Origin of the sequence: Croceicoccus bisphenolivorans, assembly GCF_001634625.1 — a bacterium.
Taxonomy (GTDB): domain Bacteria; phylum Pseudomonadota; class Alphaproteobacteria; order Sphingomonadales; family Sphingomonadaceae; genus Croceicoccus; species Croceicoccus bisphenolivorans.
The window spans coordinates 128556-146164 of record NZ_LRSE01000007.1 but is presented as its reverse complement, the minus strand read 5'-3'; the positions used below and the strand labels follow the sequence as shown (position 1 = coordinate 146164).

The following is a 17609-nucleotide window of genomic DNA, read 5'->3' as shown; positions in this document are numbered from 1 at the left end:
CGGTCTCCATCATTCCGGCAGCGGCCAACTCGCGCTGATGCTCGTCAGAAGTGTATGTAAACTTTCTGAGGCCAGTCTGAAATTGCGCAATCATTGTTCGCACATTTGGTGACGAATGCATGAATCGCAATGCGGGAACCAAAGGCCTGTGACGACATTGCAACAATTGGCCGTTCGCGAATCTTCGCGATGCCGTGCGTATTGACATTAGTGTCAGGGAAGTGTGTCTGTGCGCCAGGAAGACATGGGGACTGGTAACCATGAATAACGCGAAAAACTCGCTTGAATCCCGCAATTCGGCTGCAAGCTCGATGGGCGATATCGCCGATTGGCTTGCGATCGTAAGCAAGCAGGATAGCGCCACCAACAGCGCTTTCCGCAAGACGCTCGACAACCTGCTGGACGGCTGAACGGCCGGACCGGGACAGTCTCCTGCCGGAACCGCAACGCGGCTCCGATCGTTTGCAAGCCAAACGTAACACAGGAGACTTGTCCATGGTCGAGGAACGCATCGTCGAAACGCGTACCCCAACGGGCGATACGCATACGCATACCGAAATCATCCACGAACGGCCCGAACGTTCAGGCGGCGGGTCCGGCTGGCTGATCGCCATTGTCGTCGTGCTGGCGCTGGTGGTGGGTGCGTTCGTGCTTATGCAGAACAACTCGTCGGAAGTAGCGAAAGACAACGCGATCGCCGAAGCTGCCAATAGTGTCGGCAACGCTGCCGAAAGCGTCGGCAACGCTGCCGACACGGCGGCTGAGCGCATTTCGGAGTAAGAGCCGCGAATTCCCGGGTTCGGTCCGGGAGCTATCGGCGAAAAGATATCCGGCGCCGGGTGCCCATAACGGGTTCCCGGCGCCGCTTCTTTACGCGGCGTTTACCATGCGGACGCTAATCTGGCGGCCATGGCTAACACGCTCTCATCCCCCATACCGGATCGTCGACACACGACCAGGCGGAGTGGGTAGGCGTGCCGTCGCAATCGATCTGGTCGCTGATTGGTTCTGGCGCGATTGCAGTGAGCGCGATGGCCTGCCTGTTGTCGGCGTTCCTGTTGTGGCGACGGGGCAGGGCGGACCGGATACGCGCACTGGTCATCGCCGCGCTCGGCACTGCGGCGGTACACTTGCTTGCAACCTCTCCGGGCGTGATCGATCCGCGTGTTCTCTGGCTTGTCGCCGCGCTGCGTAACCTGACATGGCTGGCGCTGATCCGCGCCCTGTTCGCAGCCGACGGGCGGCATGCCAGCCTGAAACCGGTGCGCCCGATGCTGGCATCACTGGCGCTGGTCGAGGTGTTGCAAGTGCCGCTGGTGATGCTGTCGGACATGTTCACGATGCCCGGCGCATTCGAATTGATCGCGCGGGTTTCTGGCATTTTCCACCTGCTGTTCGCGATCGGCATGCTCGTGCTGATCCACAACCTCTACGTCGGTGCAGGGGCGCAGCAGCGCGCGCGGATCGGCTGGATGTCGGGCGCATTGGTGCTGGCATGGGGTTTTGAACTGAACGCCAACGCCATGGTCTATCTGGCCGGCACGATGCCCGATGCCATGATGATCGGGCGGGCTGCGGCATGGACCGGCGTTGCCGCGCTGATGTGGATGGACGGTAGACAGCGTGCGATCCGGCGTTTTTCCCCGTCCCGCACCGTTGCCTTCCAGAGCCTGTCGCTGCTCGTCATCGCGCTTTACCTGTTCGCCCTGTTCACGATCGATACCGCCCTGTCGCGCAGCGATTTCGCGATGGGCACCCTGACCCGCTTTTCCGGTGTCGTGCTGGCCGTTTTCGTCGGGGCCTTCCTCGCATCGGGCAGCTTCCGCGCCTGGCTGCGGGAAGTGGTGGTGCGCAACCTGTTCCGCCACCGCTATGACTATCGGGAGGAGTGGCTGCGCCTCAGCCGCACGATTGCGGGCAACCGGCATGACAGCGTTCCACTGGAACAACGGGCAGTGCAGTCACTGGCAGACATCGTCGATAGCCCCGCAGGACTGTTGCTGACCCCTGACGAGGGTGGTCATATGGCGCTGTCGGCACGCTGGAACTGGGCATCGCTGGAGGTGCCGTCCACCGCGCTGCCCGCCGTATCGCTCACCTTGTTCGAACGCGACGGTGCGGTCATCGCGCTCGATGCCGTACGTTCAGCGGGAAGCGGCGGGCTGGAACGGCATCTGATCCCCGAATGGCTGCTGGCCACGCCCGGTGCGTGGGCAATGGTGCCGCTGCAGGTCGATGGCCGGTTGGCCGGTGTCGTCGTGCTGGCGCGGCCCGCTTATGCCCGCCACCTCGACTGGGAAGATTTCGACCTGCTGCGCATCGTGGGGCAGCAGCTTGCCGCGCACCTTTCCGAAAACCAGGCGCAAAAGGCGTTGCTGGAAGCGGCGCGTTTCGATGAATTCAACCGGCGCATGGCGTTCGTCATGCACGACATCAAGAACCTTGCCAGCCAGCTGGGTCTCGTCGTGTCCAATGCGGAACGGCATATCGAGAAACCGGCGTTCCGTGCCGACATGCTGGTCACGCTGCGCAACGCGACCGACAGGCTGGAAACGCTGATCGGGCGCCTGTCGAATTATGGCGGATCCGGTGTCGGAACGGTGCAGGGCCTGTCGCCGGTCGACGTTGTGCGAACCGCTCTTGCGGTGGAGATCGAGGGCGGGCTGGTGCACGTGGGGCCGGGCGGCGGATCGCGGCTGGCCGGTGATCCCGAAGCGCTGGACCAGGTGCTCCGCCATCTTGTGCGCAACGCGATAGAGGCAAGCGAACCGGGGCGGGGGGTGGAAGTCAGCTTTCCCGGCACCGACCGGCAAGCGGGTATCGAGATATCCGACAAGGGCTGCGGCATGTCGCCCGAATTCATCCGTTCCACCCTGTTCAAGCCGTTCGTTTCGACCAAGGCCGACGGGTTCGGCATCGGCGCGTTCGAGGCGCGTGAACTGGTGCGCGCGATGGGCGGGCGACTGGAAGTGGAATCGCGTGTCGGCATCGGCTCGCGTTTCGTGATCTGGCTTCCGCGCATGGCGGAAGAGGGCGGCCGTGAAGGGCCGCGCGACGACAGGAAAGTGGCGTAATGGCAGGCAAGACGGGCAGGAACGGGCAAACTGGCGAGGCATTGCCGAAGCTGCTGGTGATAGAGGATGATCCCGGCCTGCAGACCCAGTTGAAGTGGGCGTGGGACGATTTCGACGTGACCTGCGTTGGCGACCGCGATGCCGCAATTGCCGCCTTGCGATCCGAAGAGCCGGATGTCGTGACGCTGGACCTTGGCCTTCCGCCAGATCCCGACGGGACGAGCGAGGGGTTTGCCGTGCTCGACGCGATCATGGAGCTGAAGCCCGATACCAAGGTGATCATCGCCAGCGGCCATGGCGCGCACGAAAGCGTGCTGCAGGCCATCGAACGCGGCGCATACGATTTCTACGCCAAGCCGGTGAAGATCGAGGAACTGGCCTTGATCGTGCGCCGCGCGCTGGCGCTGCGCGCTGTCGAGCGGGAAAACCGCACTCTGGCTGCGAAGACCGGTGAGGAAAGCCGCGTTCTTGGCACCCTCATCACTTCCGCGCCCGAAATGGTGCGCGTGGCGCGCACGATCGAGCGTGTTGCGCCGGCGGATGTTTCGGTGATGCTGAACGGTGCGAGCGGGACGGGCAAGGAACTGCTGGCGCGGGGGCTTCACGATGCCAGCCCGCGGCGCGGCGGGGCATTCGTTGCCATCAACTGCGCGGCCATTCCCGAACACCTTCTGGAATCGGAGCTGTTCGGTCACGAAAAGGGCTCATTCACCGGCGCGACGACAACGCGGGAAGGCAAGATCGAACTGGCTCAGGGCGGCACCCTGTTTCTTGACGAGCTGGGCGACATTCCGCTGGCGCTTCAGGCCAAGCTGCTACGCTTTTTGCAGGAACGGACGCTGGAACGGATTGGCGGGCGCAAGGCCATTGCCGTCGACACCCGGATCGTTTGTGCCACCCATCGCGACCTGTCGGCGATGATCGCCGAAGGGACGTTCCGCGAAGACCTCTATTACCGGTTGGCCGAAATCGTGGTCTCCATCCCGACACTGGCCGAACGGCCCGGCGATGCCCCGTTGCTGGCGCGCCACTTCCTCCACAAGTTCGCCGGCGAGATGAACCCCAAGGTAACTGGCTTTTCCGCCGATGCGCTGGCGGCGATCGATGCATGGCATTGGCCGGGCAACGTGCGCGAGCTGGAGAACCGCGTGAAACGCGCGGTCATTATGGCCGACGGCAAGCTGGTGGGCGCAGAGGATCTGGACCTTGCCGAACCAGACGAGGAACTGGCCAATGCGCTGAACCTGAAAGCCGCGCGCGAGCAGGCGGACCGCCGCGTGATCCGCCATGCGCTGGCTCGCAGCGACGGCAACATCAGTTCGACGGCGCGTATGCTGGGCATCAGCAGGCCCACGCTATACGACCTGATGAAACAGTACGACCTGTCCGCCTGAAATCAGTCGATTGACGCGTTGGCCTCTTCAGGGTGACGTTTCGAATAGCGGACCGACCACCACAGCGAGATGATGATCAGGGTCGCGCCTATCAGGCCGGTGAAAACCTCCGGAATGTGGAACTTCGCCGTCAGCAGCATGATCACGCCCAGCACGATGATCGCCCAAAATGCCCCGTGTTCAAGATAGCGATACTGGGCCAGCGTGCCCGCGCGGACGAGGTGGATCGTCATCGAACGCACGAACATCGCACCGATAGACAGGCCCAGCGCGATGATCAGCATGTTGTTGGTAAGCGCGAAGGCACCGATGACCCCGTCGAACGAGAAGCTGGCGTCAAGCACTTCGAGGTAGAGAAAGCCGCCAAGACCCGATCGCGCCGCGCCCTCTGCCGCCTTGTTGTCGGCCATGTCGAGCAGGGTGCCCACCGCTTCCACCGCGATATAGGTCACGATACCCAGCATCCCCGCCGTAACGAACGTCAGCGCTTCGTCATCCGGCAGCATCAGCGAAATGCCGTACAGGCCCAGAACCAGCAGGGCGATTTCCGCCGCCTTGATATTGGAAACCTTGGTCAGGAATTTTTCGACCGAGCGGATCCAGTGAATGTCCTTCTCTCCGTCAAAGAAGAAGTTGAGGCCGACCATCGTGAGGAATGCCCCGCCGAAACCGGCGATGCCGGTATGGGCCGACGACACGATCTCCTCGTAACGCTTCGGATCGTTCAGAGAGAGGTTGAGTGCTTCCACCGGGTTCAGGCTTGCCGCGATGCCAACAATCGCCAGCGGAAACACGATGCGCATGCCGAACACCGCAATCGCGATACCCCAGGTCAGGAAGCGCTGCTGCCATTTCGGCGGCATGTCCTTCAACACGGTGGCGTTCACCACCGCGTTATCGAAGCTGAGCGATACCTCCAGAATCGACAGGACGATGACGATCCACAGGACGTTGAACACGCCGGCGATGCCGTTGCCCTGCGACCAGCCGAGCCAGACCGCGAGAGCAAGGCAGATGAAAGTAAAGATAAACGAGCCGCGATAGTGGGCGAGGAGCGTCTTCAAGGTCTTGCAACTTCCTGCGGAAGGAATGGGAAAATCGCTCTCCAAACGAGCGAGAGGCGGTTTGGTTCAGTCCTTGCGGGCGGGATAGACCTGCGCCTCGCCCGGGAAGCTGCGCGAGCGTACTTCATCGGCATATGCGGCAGCGGTTTCCGAAATGACCGAGGCGATATCGTTATACTTCTTCACGAAGCGCGGCACGCGTTCGAACATGCCCAGCATGTCCTCTGTCACCAGCACTTGCCCGTCGCACCGGGCCGAAGCGCCGATGCCAATCGTCGGGATTTCGATCGCGCCGGTAAGCGCGATTGCGATGTCTTCGACCACGCCTTCGACAACGACGGCGAATGCGCCGGCGCTCTCAACCGCCTTGCCGTCGGCCACGATCTTCTCGTGCTCCTGCTGGCTGCGTCCGCGGGCCATGTATCCGCCCAGCGCGTTCACCGCCTGCGGGGTCAGGCCGACATGGGCCATCACGGGAATGCCTCGCTGCGACAGGAACGATATGGTTTCCGCCATTGCCTGCCCGCCTTCCAGCTTCACGGCGGCCGCGCCGGTTTCGGCCATGATGCGGCTTGCACTGGCGAAAGCCTGCTGCGGGCTTGCCTCGTACGATCCGAACGGCATGTCGACGACGACCAGCGAGTGATAGGACCCGCGCACGACCGCAGCGCCATGCGCGATCATCATGTCCAGTGTGACCGGCAGGGTGGATGGCAGGCCATAGATAACCTGCCCCAGCGAATCCCCGACCAGCAGCATGTCGCAGTGCGGATCGAGCAGCTGGGCCTGCCGCGCGGTATAGGCGGTCAGCATGACTAGCGGTTCGGTGGTCTTGCCGTCCGCCTTGCGCTGCATGATTTTCGGCACGGTCAGCCGTTTCATCGGCGCTGGTGTGGGATTTGCGCGGCTGGTCGCGGTATCGAGCTGGAAAGTCGTGGACATAGGCGTGCTTTTAGCGAAGCTGTGCCAAGTCGCAAACTGCGGGTCGACGCAGCGCACAATTCGTTGCAGATAACGCCAATCGGTTTCGAATGATACGAAGCAACCGCGTTCGGGGAAGACAGGCATTATGGTAGCAGCAGGCGCAGTCAACGGTCGTGAGGGGTGGTCTTCCAAAACCGCGTTCGTATTGGCGGCGATCGGATCGGCAGTCGGCCTTGGCAACCTGTGGCGCTTCCCGACAGAGGCAGGGGAGAACGGAGGTGGGGCTTTCGTTCTCGTCTACATCGCCTGTGTCATCCTGATCTGCCTGCCGGTCCTGCTCGCAGAAACGCTGATCGGGCGATACGGTCAGGATTCACCCACGCTCAGCGCGCGCAAGCTGGCCGTCGATTCCGGCGCATCACCGTTGTGGGAAGGGGTGGCGGGCGTCGGCATCCTGACCGCGACGATCGTTGCCGGCTTCTACTGCGTGGTCGGTGGCTGGGTGCTCTACTACGTCGGCGTGTTCGCGGTGGATTCGGTGTCGAGCGGCGTGACCGGCGGCGCGTTACAGGGGATGGACGTCGATGCGGTAAGCGCCCTGTTCCCCAGCTTACTGGAAAGCCCCTCGCTGGTCGTCGGGCTGCAACTGCTGTTCGTGGTCGTCACGGCCTTCTTCACCTATCGGGGGGTGTCGAAGGGGATCGAATTGATGGCGGTCTACCTGATGCCGGTGTTCTTCTTCCTGCTGATCGCGATCACCGTCTACGGCATGTTCAGCGGGGCTTTCGGCGATGCAGTGGCCTATCTTTTCACTTTCGAGCCTGAGAAAATAGACGGAACCGTTGTCCTTGCCGCGCTGGGGCAGGCGTTCTTTTCGCTCTCGCTCGGCATGGCGGGGATGATGACCTACGGTTCCTACGTCGGGCGCGACGTCAACCTTGCCGGCACGTCGGGCGTCATCGCCGCTGCCGATACGGGCGTGGCGCTGCTGGCGGGGCTGTGCATCTTCCCGATCGTGTTCGCCGCTGGCATTGCCGCAGGGGCAGGGCCGGGCCTCATGTTCCAGGCCATTCCGGTCGCGTTCCAGTCCATTCCGGGCGGTTCGCTGGTGGGCCTGCTGTTTTTCCTGATGGTGACGGTGGCGGCACTGACCAGTTCGGTCGCCCTGTTCGAAGTGCCGACCGCATGGGCGATGGAGAAGTTCCACGTCTCCCGCCCAAAGGCGGCGCTTTCCATGATCGCCCTGATCGGCGCGCTTGGGGTATTTGCCGGGCTGTCCTTCAACGCCCTTGCCGAATTCCATCCGCTGGATTTCATCCCGATCTTCACCGGTATGGGCATGTTCGACATCCTCGACACGCTGACTACCAAGCTCATGATCCCGATCGGGGCGATCCTTGTCTGCGTCCTTGTCGGCTGGGTGGCCAGCGACCGGCTGGTCGACGCCGAAAACGGCCTTTCCGGTTGGCTCCACCGGTTCTGGCGCTTGCTGATCCGTTACCTCAGCCCGCTGGCGCTGGTCTTGATCCTGATCTACGGCCTGTTTGCCTGAAATAGACTGGGGCCGCCCTGTTACGGGACGGCCCCTGCCAGTTGTTCAAACGCAAACTCTGCTTGTTCAGAGCGTGGTTTCGACCTGCTTGTCCTGAACGTCCTGCGTCACATCCTTGCCGACCAGCATTTTCGCGGTGGTCAGCGCGCCAAGTTCCGCGCTCCAGATGCTGGCGTCGCCAAGGTCCATACGCAGCATCAGCAGCTTTGGATCATCCTTGCCGCCGGGAAACCACGCTTCGACCTGACGTGACCACTGCTTGTCCAGTCGTTCGCGGCTGGTCTCTTCGCTCAGCACACCGTGGAACCGTGCGAACAGGTCGTGGTCCTTGGCGGAGAATGTAGCCGTCGCCGGTCCCTTTGCGGCAAAGCGGTTGTCGCGGGATGTGAAGAACCAGATCGCGCTATCGGCCGATTTGTCGAGCTGGGCGGTCATCGGGGCCGCGCTGTCGGGGTCTGCGTCAAGCTGCAGCATGACGAACGGCGAATCGCTCATCTCTTCCCAGAATTCGTGCTTCAGCTTTGCCGGATCGGGGTGCTTGTCATAATTCATACGGAATTCCTTTCGTTTACCAAACCAACAGGCTGACAACGAACAGGTTCCGCAATTGCGCCACATGCCTCTTGTCGCGAGACAAGCTGCTGACAGATGCTGACAGATGCTGAAGAGCCGGGGGATCCGGCCGATGGAAACGAAAAGGGGCGACGGGGATAAACCTCGCCGCCCCCACACGGAGGCCGTCCGTGTATGGCGTAAACCCGTCTCGTTTAAGAGTGCCCGTTATTGCGGCTGCTGTTCGTCAGAGAGCGTCGGCATGCGAACTTCGATTCGCGAGGCTTGGTTAACAAGTACAGTTAACCTTTCCCGAAATCCAGAAAAAAGCGCAGATTTCTGCGGGTCTCGAAGTTGTGTTGCAGCCTGGTACAGCGACGGTCAACTCGCGGTCTGTAGTTCTGGGGCGAGCCGGAACGGCCCGGGGGCACGGCGTCTGTCTTCATCACGGCAGATCCTGTCTAACCGGTTGTTTTGAAGAGCTTGTTGCTATTCGGGCGTTTGGAACATAAATAGAACGAATGGTGCAGAAACCCATTCTCGACCGGCTCAGGATTCTCGCGGACGCTGCGAAGTACGACGCCTCGTGCGCCTCGTCCGGCACGAGCAAGCGGGACAGCCGTGGGGGCAGGGGGATCGGGTCGACAGAGGGAATGGGCATTTGCCACGCCTACGCTCCCGACGGGCGGTGCATCTCGCTGCTAAAACTGTTGCTCACCAACCATTGCGTGTTCGACTGCCACTACTGCGTGAACCGCAAGAGCTCGAACGTGGAACGCGCGCGGTTTACGCCGCAGGAAGTGGCGGACCTCACGCTGTCCTTCTACAAGCGCAATTATGTCGAGGGACTGTTCCTGTCCTCGGGCATTATCCGCAGTTCCGATCACACGATGGAGATGCTGGTCGAAACGGCGCGCATCCTGCGCGAGGAGCATGATTTTCGCGGGTATATCCACCTCAAGACCATTCCGGAGGCCGATCCGGAGATCGTGCACCGCGCCGGGCTCTATGCCGACCGCGTCTCGATCAACGTCGAACTGCCGACCGATGCCGGTCTGACCCGTCTCGCGCCCGACAAGAACGCCGGACAGATCGATGGTGCGATGTCGGGAATGAAGTCGGCGATTGCCGAAGCGAAGGATGCGAAGAAGCGTTTCCGCCACGCGCCGAAATTTGCGCCTGCCGGTCAATCGACGCAGATGATCGTCGGCGCCGATGCCGCCAGCGATGTCGATATCGTGACGCGGGCAAGCTCGCTCTATTCCCGTCACCGGTTGCGGCGTGTCTATTACAGCGCGTTCAGCCCCATTCCCGATGCCAGCGCGGTCCTGCCGCTGAAGCGTCCGCCGCTGATCCGTGAACACCGCCTCTACCAGTCCGACTGGCTGATGCGCTTCTACGGTTTCGCTCCGCACGAAGTGGCGCAAGCGGCGGGTGCGGACGGGATGCTGCCGCTCGACATCGATCCCAAGCTCGCCTGGGCGCTGAAATTTCGTGAAAGCTTCCCCGTCGACGTGAACCGCGCTGCCAGGGAAGCACTGCTGCGCGTGCCGGGATTGGGAACGCGGGCGGTGGGGCAGATCCTGATGGCGCGGCGGCACCGGCGGTTGCGGCTGGACGATGTGGCGAAGCTGACCGTGTCGGTGAAGAAGGTTCAGCCGTTCATCGTGACTGCCGACTGGCGACCGGTGCTGCTAACCGATCGGGCCGATCTCAAGGCGCTGATCGCCCCGAAGGTCGAGCAGCTGGAACTGTTCGTGGCATGACTGCTCTCCGGCACGTTCAGGATAGCGACTATTACGTCGTGCCGATGGCCACTTCCGACGATTTCGAGGAGTGGCGCGGCCATGCGCGGCTGCTGCTGATGGCGGATGTTCCATCCGATCGTGTCGCGTGGACCGAACCGGGCGGCAGCGCGGGCGACCTGTTCTCTCTCGGTGACTGCCGATTGCCGGCGCCTGACGGGGAGGTGCCGCAGCCCCGCGTGTCGAAGCGGTTCATGGACATTGCGAGGATTGTCCTGTTGAACTCTGATATAACGCGGTTTTCCTTGCTATATCGTGTTCTCTGGCGCCTGCAGACAAAACCGCGCCTGATCGAGGATATGGCCGATCCGGACATACGCGCGATGGCAGACATGGCCCGCGCCGTTCGCCGCGACATACACAAGATGCGCGCCTTCCTCCGCTTCCGCATGGTCGAGGAAGAGAGCGGGGCCGAGCATTATGTCGCGTGGTTCGAACCATACCATCATATCCTGCGCCATAATTCGGGATTCTTCACCCGTCGTTTCGCCAACATGCGTTGGTCTATCCTCACCCCGCGCGGCAGCCTCCACTGGGACGGTGAGATCTTGCGTGAAGGCCCGCCTGCGACCCGCGCCGATGCGCCCGGCGGTGATCCGGCGGAGGAATTGTGGCGCAGCTACTATGCCTCGATCTTCAATCCGGCCCGCTTGAAGGTTGGCGCGATGCTGAAAGAAATGCCGCGCAAGTACTGGAAGAACATGCCGGAGGCGCAGCTTATTCCCGACTTGATCGCCGGCGCGCAGGCGCGCGAGGCTGCGATGGTAAAAAAGGGCGCGCTCGACATGGGCGAACGGCCCGATACGCTGGAGGCGATCGGCCAAGCGATCCATGCCTGCGCCCGCTGCCCCATTGGGGAAATGCACAACACGGCCGTTATGGGCGAGGGGCCACGCGATGCCGCCGGCGGCTTTTCGGGGCTGATGATCGTGGGAGAGCAGCCGGGCGACCAGGAGGATTTGCAAGGCCGCCCCTTTGTCGGCCCCGCCGGGCATTTGCTTGATAACTGCCTTGTCGAAGCCGGGATCGACCGCAGTGCCGCCTATGTCACCAACGCGGTCAAGCATTTCAAATATGCGCAACGCGGCAAGCGCAGGCTGCACGAAACCCCGACCGCAAGGGAAATCGACACTTGTCGCTGGTGGGTGGAGAGCGAGCGCAAGATCGTGCAGCCAAAGCTCGTGCTCGCCATGGGTGCCAGTGCGGCGCGGGCGATGCTGGGGCGCACGGTATCGGTGGCCAAGGCGCGCGGACAGGCGCTTCCGCTCGGCGATGGCAGCGAGCTTTGGGTGACGGTGCATCCTTCCTATCTCCTCCGGCTGGATGGTGAGGCACGGGTGCAGCAGGAGGCGTTCTTCCGGAACGATCTTTCCGCAGTCGCAAAGCGGTTGGCGGAAATGTCCGTCTCTGCGGGCCTTTGAAATTCGGGAACTTGCGCCGGCCTGTGCGTTAAGCTTTCAATGCCCCGCTTCGCGAGCCTGCCCAAGCGTCCCTTCCGGATCGATTATCTTTTATTCGCCCTGTTCGTAGCGGGCGGAATAGTGCTTTTCGGCCTCGACTGGCTGGCACGGCACCCGCAACACGATCCGCGTGCGCCCCTTCTGATTTCTCGAGCCGAAGGTTGGGCGACCGCGACCAAGCTTGCAGGATTGCGCGCCGGCGGACCGGATTGCCGCGACGTTCTATCCCGGTCGGACATTGCGTTCGAGGCTCTGGAACCTATGGGCGAGGGCGCGTGCCTGAGGGCCGACCGCGTTTTGCCGGAGAGCGACGAGCCAAGCGGGCTGGCGTTCCAGCCGCGCAACGCTGTTGCGACATGTGCGGTGCACGCAGGCTTGGCGTGGTGGCTGGAACATCGGGTGCAACCGGCAGCCGAACGGTTACTGGGCAGCCGCGTCGTTAAGATCGAGCAGATGGGCACCGCGAATTGCCGCCGGGTGAACGGTGCAGAGAGCGGGCGGTGGAGCGAGCATGCAACCGGCAATGCCATCGACATCGCCGGTTTCGTCCTGTCCGACGGTCGACAGGTTCGGTTGCTGGATGACTGGGCAGACGAAGGCGCGCGGGGCACATTCCTGCGCGAAGTGCGGGACGGGGCGTGCGACGTGTTCGCAACCACGCTATCGCCCGACTACAACGCGCTTCACGCTGACCATTTCCACCTCGATCAGGCTGAACGAGGGTTCGGCGGTTACTGTCGCTGAGCGGCCGGGCGGTTACACCGACTCGAAAGCGTAACCGGCCGATCGCACCGTGCGGACCGGATCCTTGCTGCCGTCCAGCGTGATACCCTTGCGCAGGCGACGGATGTGAACATCGACGGTGCGCAGTTCGATATCGCTGCCGGTGCCCCAGACCGCGTCCAGCAATTGGCCTCGACTGAAAACGCGGCCTGGGTGCTCCATGAAGAACTTGAGGAGGCGGAATTCGGTTGGACCGAGCTGAAGCGACTGGCCACGGCGGGTCACGCGGTGGCTGGTGGCATCCAGCTTGATGTCGCCGACTTCCAGCATCTCTCCGGCAAGCGCGGGGCGGACACGGCGCAGGACCGCGCCGACGCGCGCGATAAGCTCGCGCGGGGAAAACGGCTTGGTGACATAATCGTCGGCACCGGTTTCGAGGCCGCGAATGCGGTCGTCCTCGTTCCCGCGCGCCGTCAGCATCACGATGGGAACGTGGGCCGTTTCCTTGTCGCGGCGCAGGCGGCGGCAGATCTCGATCCCGCTCGTGCCTTCGACCATCCAGTCGAGGATGACGAGATCGGGCGCCTGTTCGTTGGCAAGAAGCAGCGCTTCATCACCATCGGGCGTGGCGACGACGTCGTAACCTTCGGCCTCGAAGCGGTACTGCAGCAGTTCTGCCAGCGAGGTGTCGTCTTCAACGAGGAGCAGGCGAGGGGATGGCAAGTGATGGCCTTTCGAAATTTCCGACCTGAACCTGCCTTCACACGTTTATTGTTACCACCGTATGACAAGATCGCGACCGGTCCGTTCCGGCACGGGCCTGTCGATCAGGGATTCAACTCCTCGCGATCCGGCGGATAGGTTCCGGTGGCAGCAAAATGCACCATTTCGGCAACGTTGGTCGCATGGTCGCCCACGCGTTCGACGTTGCGGGCAACGAACAGCAGCTGCGCGGCCGATCCGATCGTGGCCGGATTCTCCACCATGTGGGTGACCAGATTGCGGAAGATGCTGTCATAGAATGCGTCGACAACCGCATCGCGGGCGATCACCTCGCGCGCAAGCTGAGGGTCGCGGGCAGCATAGGCCGTGAGCACGTCATGGACCATCTCGGCCGCGACTTCGCCCATTGCCGGGATCAGCGCGAGCGGTTCGAACTTGCGGCGCCCTTCGATCTTGCCGATCCGCTTGGCGATGTTCTTCGCATAGTCGCCGATGCGTTCGACGACGCCGGCAATCTTCAGTGCTGCGATGACTTCGCGCAAGTCGTCCGCCATCGGCGCGCGCAGGGCGATGATGCGGACGGCAAGCCTGTCTACTTCCATTTCCAGCGCGTCGATTTCCTTGTCGCGGGCGATGACTTTCTCGGCGAGGTTGTCATCGCCATTGACGATAGCTTCCAGCGCTTCCTGAACAGAGAGTTCTGCCAGGCCACCCATCTCCGCGATCAGGCCGCGCAGACGGGTAATATCCTCTTCGAAGGCCTTTACGGTATGTTCCATTTTGCCTTGCCGTGCCTTCCTCAGCCATAGCGGCCGGTGATGTAATCCTTCGTCCGTTCTTCGCGCGGATTTGTGAATATGTCACCTGTGCGACCATACTCGACAAGGTTTCCGAGGTGGAAAAACGCGGTTCTTTGCGAAACGCGGGCCGCCTGCTGCATGGAATGGGTCACGATCACGATGGCATAGCGCCCGCGAAGCTCGTCGATCAGTTCCTCGATTCGCGCGGTGGCGATAGGATCGAGGGCCGAACACGGCTCATCCATGAGGATCACTTCGGGGTCGACCGCGATAGCGCGCGCGATGCAGAGGCGCTGCTGCTGACCGCCCGAAAGTGCCGTGCCCGAATCGGACAGGCGATCCTTCACTTCTTCCCAAAGACCGGCGCGGCGCAGCGATTGCTCCACGATACCGTCGAGATCGCCCTTCGATTCGGCGATGCCGTGAATTTTGGGGCCGTATGCGATGTTCTCGTAGATCGACTTCGGAAACGGGTTCGGTTTCTGGAACACCATGCCCACGCGTGCGCGCAGTTGCACCACGTCCATCTTCGAGCGGTAGATGTCATCGCCATCGAGCAGGATTTCACCATCGACACGCGCGCTGGGAATCGTGTCGTTCATGCGGTTCAGCGTGCGCAGGAACGTCGATTTGCCGCAGCCCGACGGGCCGATGAAGGCGGTCACGTACTTGGTGTGAATGTCGATCGAAACTTCGTCGATCGCCTTCTTCTCACCATAGTAGACCGACACCTTGTTGGCGCTGATCTTCGCGGGGCCGGAGTCCGTGAAGGACGCCTGTGCCACACTAGTCAGGTCCGGATTATTCATTTTCATCCTTTACCAGCGCCTTTCGAACCTGTTTCGCAGATAGATGGCCAAACCGTTCATGACCAGCAGGAACAGCAAAAGCACGATAATCGCCGCACTGGTACGCTCGACGAAGCCGCGGTCGATCTCGTCCGACCACAGGAAGATCTGCACGGGAAGAACGCTTGACGGGGAGGTAAGGCCGTCAGGCGGGGTTGCAACGAATGCGCGCATGCCGATCATCAGCAGCGGAGCCGTTTCGCCAAGCGCGCGGGCCATGCCGATGATCGTGCCGGTAAGGATACCGGGCAGGGCAAGCGGCAGAATATGGTGGAACACGACCTGCACCGGCGAGGCCCCGATCGCCAGTGCGCCATCGCGGATCGAGGGCGGAACCGACTTGATCGCGTTGCGCCCCGAAATGACGATGACCGGCATCGTCATCAGCGCCAACGTCATGCCGCCAATCAGCGGGGCAGAGCGGTAGTTCGGGAAAATCGCGAGGAAGACGGCAAGGCCGAGCAGGCCGAAGATGATCGACGGAACCGCGGCGAGGTTGTTGATCGAAACCTCGATAATGTCGGTCCACTTGTTCTTCGGTGCATATTCCTCAAGGTAGACTGCGGCCAGCACCCCGATCGGAAAGGCCAGCACGAGCGTGACCATCATCGTCAGCAGCGAACCCTTCAGCGCACCCCAGATGCCCGCCTCTTGCGGGTCGGTCGCGTCGGCGCGTTGCAGGAAGCCCCAGTCGAACGCGCGTCCCAGCACGCCCTTGCTGTCGAGATCGGCTGCCACGGCGCGAAGGGCAGGATCGCCTTCACCGCGATAGGCAGAGGCCAGATCGTCACTGACCGGCACCGAAACGGTAGTATTCTGCGTAATCATCGCCGGATCGGACACCAGCTGGCGGGCAAGGTCGCGCCATGCGCTTGCGCCAAGCTGTTCGGCGACTTCCGGGCCATAGGCTTCCGTTGCGGCGAACTGCAACACATCGGGCAGTCCGGCTGCCCCAAGCGCGCCTTCGGCGCCAGGTTGCGACAGGCGTTCTTCGGTGATGGTAAGGCCCGCGCCGGCGAAATCGATCGGCACTTTCAGTTCGGCGCGCGTGAAACCGGCGATGCCGTTCGCGGTCATCGTGAAAAGCAGAAAGGCGAGGACCAGCGCGGAGAAAATAACCGAGCCCATCGCCAGATACTTGAACCGGCGTTCGGAGGCGTAGCGCTTTTCCAGCCGCGCCGCGATGCGGGCGGCCCGTTCCTTGCGGTGCAGATCGTGGTCTGCGCCCCCGTGGCCGGCATTCGGGCCGGTGATGTCAGCAGTGCTCATGACAGGCTTACTCGTAAGCTTCGCGGTAGCGCTTCACGACGCGCAGGGCGATGAAGTTGAGCGCAAGGGTGACGATGAACAGGACCATGCCGAGCGCAAACGCCGACAGCGTGGCCGGATGGTCGAAGCTGCCTTCGCCCGTCAGCATCGCAACGATCTGGTACGTGACCGTGGTCATGCTTTCGAACGGGTTTGCAGTGAGGTTCGCGGCGGCACCGGCGGCCATCACCACGATCATCGTTTCGCCGATCGCGCGGCTGATCGCCAGCATGACGCCGGCAACGATGCCGGGAAGGGCGGCGGGGACGAGAACGCGGCGGATCGTTTCGGACTTTGTCGCGCCCATCGCAAGGCTGCCGTCACGCATCGCCGAGGGAACGGCCGCAATGGAGTCGTCCGCCATGGAGGACACAAACGGAATGATCATCACGCCCATCACGAGGCCAGCGGCAATCGCGCTTTCGCTGCTGGCGCTGGCGATGCCCGCAGACTTGGCGACGTCGCGGATGAACGGCGCGACCGTCAGCGCGGCGAAGTAGCCGTAGACGACGGTGGGTACGCCGGCGAGAATCTCCAGCAGCGGTTTCATCCACTTGCGGAAAGTCGAATTGGCATACTGCGTCAGATAGATCGCGCTCATCAATCCGAGCGGGATGGCGACGATCATGGCGATGATCGCACCGATGTAGATCGTGCCCCAGAACAGCGGCAACGCGCCGTAATCGGCCCCGTCCGCGTATGCCGGATCGCGCATCGGATCGGGGGACCAGTGGGTGCCGAACAGGAAGTCGATCGGGTTGACCATCCCGAAGAAGCGAATCGTTTCGAACACGAGCGAAGCGAGAATGCCGAACGTCGTCAGGATCGCGACGAGCGAGGCGAGCAGCAGGATCATCATCACTGCCCGCTCAACACGGGTGCGTGCGGTGAAGTCCGGCTTCAGCCGCAGGAAAGCGAGGATGCCGCCGGTAAACCCGATCAGGATCGTGACGATCACGCCGATGATCGCATAACGCTGCATCGCGGCGGTTGCCGGTTCCACCAGAGGTGTCGCGAGCGGGTTGAACACGCCGTTGGCATTGCCGCTGGCCACGGCAAGCGCCTCGGCCAGGACAGTGTCACGCGTGATGCCGAATTCGGGCAGCTGTGCCGCCGCCGGATCGGCAAGGATCGCCTGCATGACAAGGTGCGGGCTGATCGCGTTCCAGATCATCACGAAGACGATGGCCGGAATGAAGGCCCACAGCGCGACGTACCAGCCATGGTACGAAGGCAGGGAGTGCAGACGCACACGGCCCCCGCCACTTGCGGCGTTTGCCGTGGCGAAGGCCCATGCTCGGGAACGGGCTGCCAGCCATCCGACCAGACCGAGGCCGATAGCTAGGAGGACGAAGATGGCTGGCGACATATTCCCTGACGTC

General features: G+C 62.5%; 16 protein-coding genes. 8 read left to right on the top strand and 8 right to left on the bottom strand.

What is annotated here, in order from left to right:
- Positions 1-260 precede the first annotated feature (260 nt).
- The 4 genes from A7A77_RS17850 to prsR all read left to right on the top strand — a co-directional run bounded on the left by A7A77_RS17850 (position 261) and on the right by prsR (position 4468).
- On the top strand, positions 261-410 hold the full coding sequence (locus A7A77_RS17850) for a hypothetical protein (protein ID WP_156500506.1): 150 nt from the start codon (positions 261-263) through the stop codon (positions 408-410).
- An 85-nt stretch (positions 411-495) separates the two neighbouring features.
- Positions 496-780, top strand: a complete 285-nt coding sequence (locus tag A7A77_RS09865; RefSeq protein WP_066556991.1) for a hypothetical protein — start codon at positions 496-498, stop codon at positions 778-780.
- Positions 781-974: 194 nt separating this feature from the next.
- Positions 975-3074, top strand: coding sequence for an XrtA/PEP-CTERM system histidine kinase PrsK (gene prsK, locus A7A77_RS09860; RefSeq protein WP_156500505.1), 2100 nt, complete (start codon positions 975-977; stop codon positions 3072-3074).
- On the top strand, positions 3074-4468 hold the full coding sequence (gene prsR, locus A7A77_RS09855; RefSeq protein WP_066556987.1) for a PEP-CTERM-box response regulator transcription factor: 1395 nt from the start codon (positions 3074-3076) through the stop codon (positions 4466-4468). The genes prsK and prsR overlap by 1 nt, the downstream gene beginning before the upstream one ends.
- 2 nt (positions 4469-4470) lie before the next feature.
- Here prsR and A7A77_RS09850 read toward each other — a convergent pair whose 3' ends face one another.
- Both A7A77_RS09850 and panB read right to left on the bottom strand, forming a co-directional pair.
- Complete coding sequence (locus A7A77_RS09850; protein WP_066556985.1) at positions 4471-5532, bottom strand: DUF475 domain-containing protein; 1062 nt, start codon at positions 5530-5532, stop codon at positions 4471-4473.
- Positions 5533-5598: 66 nt separating this feature from the next.
- Complete coding sequence (gene panB, locus A7A77_RS09845) at positions 5599-6474, bottom strand: 3-methyl-2-oxobutanoate hydroxymethyltransferase (protein WP_066557160.1); 876 nt, start codon at positions 6472-6474, stop codon at positions 5599-5601.
- A gap of 127 nt (positions 6475-6601) precedes the next feature.
- Between panB and A7A77_RS09840 the strand changes: the two genes are divergently transcribed.
- Complete coding sequence (locus A7A77_RS09840; protein WP_066556978.1) at positions 6602-8008, top strand: sodium-dependent transporter; 1407 nt, start codon at positions 6602-6604, stop codon at positions 8006-8008.
- Between the two features lie 66 nt (positions 8009-8074).
- Here the strand turns inward: A7A77_RS09840 and A7A77_RS09835 are convergent, their stop codons facing one another.
- Entirely contained in the window at positions 8075-8560 is a 486-nt protein-coding gene (locus tag A7A77_RS09835) for a pyridoxamine 5'-phosphate oxidase family protein (RefSeq protein WP_066556975.1), read from the bottom strand.
- Between the two features lie 521 nt (positions 8561-9081).
- Here A7A77_RS09835 and A7A77_RS09830 point away from each other — a divergent pair.
- The 3 genes from A7A77_RS09830 to A7A77_RS09820 are packed head-to-tail and all read left to right on the top strand — an operon-like array spanning position 9082 to position 12569.
- Positions 9082-10326: a putative DNA modification/repair radical SAM protein gene (locus tag A7A77_RS09830; RefSeq protein ID WP_066556962.1), complete on the top strand. Its 1245-nt coding sequence runs from the start codon at positions 9082-9084 to the stop codon at positions 10324-10326.
- Positions 10323-11786: a UdgX family uracil-DNA binding protein gene (locus tag A7A77_RS09825; RefSeq protein ID WP_066556955.1), complete on the top strand. Its 1464-nt coding sequence runs from the start codon at positions 10323-10325 to the stop codon at positions 11784-11786. Before A7A77_RS09830 ends, A7A77_RS09825 begins: the two co-directional genes overlap by 4 nt.
- 39 nt (positions 11787-11825) lie before the next feature.
- Positions 11826-12569, top strand: a complete 744-nt coding sequence (locus A7A77_RS09820) for an extensin-like domain-containing protein (protein WP_066556952.1) — start codon at positions 11826-11828, stop codon at positions 12567-12569.
- 12 nt (positions 12570-12581) lie between these two features.
- Here A7A77_RS09820 and phoB read toward each other — a convergent pair whose 3' ends face one another.
- The 5 genes from phoB to pstC form a co-directional block, all read right to left on the bottom strand.
- Entirely contained in the window at positions 12582-13271 is a 690-nt protein-coding gene (gene phoB / locus A7A77_RS09815) for a phosphate regulon transcriptional regulator PhoB (protein WP_066556950.1), read from the bottom strand.
- 104 nt (positions 13272-13375) lie between these two features.
- Complete coding sequence (phoU, locus tag A7A77_RS09810) at positions 13376-14050, bottom strand: phosphate signaling complex protein PhoU (RefSeq protein ID WP_066556939.1); 675 nt, start codon at positions 14048-14050, stop codon at positions 13376-13378.
- 20 nt (positions 14051-14070) lie between these two features.
- A complete protein-coding gene (gene pstB / locus A7A77_RS09805) occupies positions 14071-14880 on the bottom strand; it encodes a phosphate ABC transporter ATP-binding protein PstB (RefSeq protein WP_066557158.1) in 810 nt (269 codons plus the stop codon).
- 9 nt (positions 14881-14889) lie between these two features.
- The gene (gene pstA, locus A7A77_RS09800; RefSeq protein WP_082836038.1) at positions 14890-16188 is read right to left on the bottom strand and encodes a phosphate ABC transporter permease PstA; all 1299 of its coding nucleotides are present in this window, start codon (positions 16186-16188) and stop codon (positions 14890-14892) included.
- Positions 16189-16195: 7 nt separating this feature from the next.
- Positions 16196-17596, bottom strand: a complete 1401-nt coding sequence (pstC, locus tag A7A77_RS09795; RefSeq protein WP_066556936.1) for a phosphate ABC transporter permease subunit PstC — start codon at positions 17594-17596, stop codon at positions 16196-16198.
- Positions 17597-17609 lie beyond the last annotated feature (13 nt).